Below are 3,259 nucleotides of genomic sequence, written 5' to 3'. Positions count from 1 at the left end.
CCGCCCAACTGTGTTTGCCTACATCATCCGCAGGATCCTCGCGGCCGCGGCGCTGCTGGTCGTCGTCAGCGCGGTCACCTTCGCGATCTTCTTCCTGCTCCCGCGCATCGCCGGCGAGACCACCGACCAGCTGGCCGCGCAGTACATCGGGAAGAACCCCTCGCCCGAGGCGATCCAGGCGGTCAAGCAGAACCTCGGCTTCGACCAGCCGCTGTACACCCAGTACTGGAACTTCCTCAAGGCGCTGGTCACCGGCGCCGAGTACAAGTTCGGCCCGGAACCGGCCACCTGCCACGTGCCCTGCTTCGGCTACTCCTTCAAGAACCACCTGGAGGTCTGGCCGGAGATGACCAGCCGGATCCCGGTCACCATCTCGCTCGCCATCGGCGCGGCGGTGCTCTGGCTGGTCTCCGGCGTCACCACCGGCGTGATCTCCGCCCTCAAGCCGCGCTCGATCTTCGACCGGCTCTCCATGGGCATCGCCCTGGCCGGCGTCTCGCTCCCGGTCTTCTTCACCGGCGCCCTGCTGCTGACCGTGTTCAGCTACGAGTGGCCGATCCTGGACAACCTGGAGTACGTCGACTTCTCCGCCGACCCGCTGATGTGGGCCCGCAACCTGATCCTCCCGTGGGTCTCGCTGGCCTTCCTCTACTCCGCGCTCTACGCCCGGCTCACCCGCGCCGGAATGCTGGAGACGATGAGCGAGGACTACATCCGCACCGCCCGGGCCAAGGGCCTGGCCGAGCGCAAGGTGGTGGTCAAGCACGGCCTGCGCTCCGCGCTCACCCCGATCGTCACCATCTTCGGCATGGACCTCGGTCTGCTGCTCGGCGGTGCGCTGATCACCGAGCAGGTCTTCTCGCTCAAGGGCATCGGCCAGTTCGCCGTCCAGGCGATCTCCGACAACGACCTGCCCAAGATCCTCGGCGTCACCCTGCTGGCCGCCTTCTTCATCGTCGCCTGCAACCTCGTGGTCGACCTCCTGTACGCCCTCGTCGACCCCCGCGTGAGGCTCTCGTGACCGACCTCCAGAAGAACCCGGCGGACGCCGCGTCCAACTCTCCGGGCGACCCCTTCCTGTCCGTGCGCGACCTGCGGATCCACTTCGACACCGACGACGGCCTGGTCCGCTCGGTGGACGGGGTCAGCTTCGACCTGCACAAGGGCCGCACCCTCGGCATCGTCGGCGAGTCCGGCTCCGGGAAATCCGTCACCTCGCTCGGCATCATGGGCCTGCACCGCTCCAAGCGGGCCCGGATCAGCGGCGAGATCCGGCTGGACGGCGAGGACCTGATCGCGGCCGGGCCCGACCGGGTGCGCCAACTGCGCGGCCGGGAACTGGCGATGATCTTCCAGGACCCGCTGACCGCGATGCACCCCTACTACACGGTGGGGCAGCAGATCGTCGAGGCCTACCGGGTGCACCACCCCCAGGCCTCCAAGCGGCAGGCCAGGACCCGCGCGATCGAGATGCTCGACCGGGTCGGCATCCCGCAGCCGGACCGCCGGGTGGACGACTACCCGCACCAGTTCTCCGGCGGCATGCGCCAGCGCGCCATGATCGCCATGGCCCTGGTCAACGACCCCTCGCTGCTGATCGCCGACGAGCCCACCACCGCCCTGGACGTCACCGTCCAGGCGCAGATCCTGGACCTCATCCGGGACCTCCAGCAGGAGTTCGGCTCCGCCGTCATCATCATCACCCACGACCTCGGGGTGGTCGCCGAGCTCGCCGACGACATCCTGGTCATGTACGGCGGCAAGTGCATCGAGCGCGGGCCCGCCGAGACCCTCTTCGACGTGCCCGAACACCCCTACACCTGGGGCCTGCTGGGCTCGATGCCGCGACTGGACCGGGAACTGCAGGACCGGCTGGTGCCGGTCCGGGGCACCCCGCCCAGCCTGATCAACGTGCCGTCCGGCTGCGCCTTCCACCCGCGCTGCCCGTACGCCGACCTGACCGGCGGGCGCTCCACGGGCGAGGTCCCGGTGCTTACCGAGGCCGCGCCCGGGCACTTCGCGGCCTGCCACCTGGCGGCCGACGAGCGGCACCGCATCTTCGCCGAAGAGATCGCGCCCCGGCTGTGAGCCCGGCCCCGTACCACCATTCTGGAGAGAACCGATGACGGACACTCAGGGGGCCACCATCCCTGCACCGGCGCCCGCCCCCGAGCGCGAGCCGCTGTTGAAGGTCACCGGCCTGACCCGGCACTTCCCGATCCGCGGCGGACTGCTGCGGCGCCAGACCGGCGCGGTGCGGGCCGTCGACGGCATCGACTTCACCGTCAACGCCGGCGAGACGCTGGGCGTCGTCGGCGAGTCCGGCTGCGGCAAGTCGACGATGGGGCGGCTGGTCACCCGGCTCGACGAACCCACCGGCGGGACGGTCGAGTTCGAGGGCACCGACATCACCCACCTGGGCACCGGGGCGATGCGGCCGCTGCGCCGCGACATCCAGATGATCTTCCAGGACCCGTACTCCTCGCTGAACCCGCGGCACACCGTCGGCACCATCGTCAGCGCGCCGTTCAAGCTGCAGGGGGTCCACCCCGAGGGCGGCGTCAAGAAGGCCGTCCAGGACCTGCTGGAGCTGTGCGGGCTCAGCCCCGAGCACTACAACCGCTACCCGCACGAGTTCTCCGGCGGCCAGCGCCAGCGCATCGGCATCGCCCGGGCGCTCGCGCTCAAGCCGAAGATGATCATCGCGGACGAGCCGGTCTCGGCGCTGGACGTGTCGATCCAGGCGCAGGTGGTCAACCTGCTCGACGACCTCCAGCAGGAGCTCGGCCTGACCTACCTGATCATCGCGCACGACCTCTCGGTGGTCCGGCACGTCTCCGACCGGGTGGCGGTGATGTACCTCGGCAAGATCGTCGAGATCGCCGACCGCGACTCGCTCTACCGCAGCCCGATGCACCCGTACACCACCGCCCTGATGTCGGCCGTCCCGGTGCCGGACCCGCGCCGGCGCCAGCAGGGCGGGCGCGAGCGGATCCTGCTCAAGGGCGACGTGCCCTCGCCGATCAACCCGCCCAGCGGCTGCCGGTTCCGCACCCGCTGCTGGAAGGCACAGGACGTGTGCGCGAGCCAGGAACCGCCGCTGACGGCACTGCGGACCGGCCACCAGGTGGCGTGCCACTTCCCCGAGGGGACCGAGGGGAACGATTAGGCACAGCCCCGAGAACGCCTGAGCACTCGGGCACCGACGAGAAGAGGCCGCCCGCCCCCGGGACCCGGGGGCGGGCGGCCGCACGTCGTG

General features: G+C 70.2%; 3 protein-coding genes. All 3 read left to right on the top strand.

Annotated features, from left to right (window positions below; translation table 11 throughout):
• Window positions 1-10: 10 nt before the first annotated feature.
• Genes ACFXPX_RS03795 through ACFXPX_RS03785 form a run of 3 tightly spaced genes read left to right on the top strand, consistent with a single transcriptional unit; the run spans window position 11 to window position 3,169 of the window.
• Entirely contained in the window at window positions 11-1,021 is a 1,011-nt protein-coding gene (locus tag ACFXPX_RS03795; protein ID WP_375891534.1) for an ABC transporter permease, read from the top strand.
• On the top strand, window positions 1,018-2,088 hold the full coding sequence (locus ACFXPX_RS03790; protein ID WP_380639504.1) for an ABC transporter ATP-binding protein: 1,071 nt from the start codon (window positions 1,018-1,020) through the stop codon (window positions 2,086-2,088). The genes ACFXPX_RS03795 and ACFXPX_RS03790 overlap by 4 nt, the downstream gene beginning before the upstream one ends.
• Before the next feature lie 34 nt (window positions 2,089-2,122).
• A complete protein-coding gene (locus ACFXPX_RS03785; protein WP_375891536.1) occupies window positions 2,123-3,169 on the top strand; it encodes an ABC transporter ATP-binding protein in 1,047 nt (348 codons plus the stop codon).
• Window positions 3,170-3,259 lie beyond the last annotated feature (90 nt).

Origin of the sequence: Kitasatospora sp. NPDC059146 (assembly GCF_042786665.1) — a bacterium.
GTDB lineage: Bacteria > Actinomycetota > Actinomycetes > Streptomycetales > Streptomycetaceae > Kitasatospora.
The sequence above is the reverse complement of the archived record's forward strand: the minus strand, read 5'-3'. Positions and strand labels throughout refer to the sequence as shown.

Excerpts from the sequence above, each read along its gene's own strand:
- ACFXPX_RS03785 (WP_375891536.1), top strand. The coding sequence starts at position 2,123 with ATGACGGACACTCAGGGGGCCACCATCCCTGCACCGGCGCCCGCCCCC.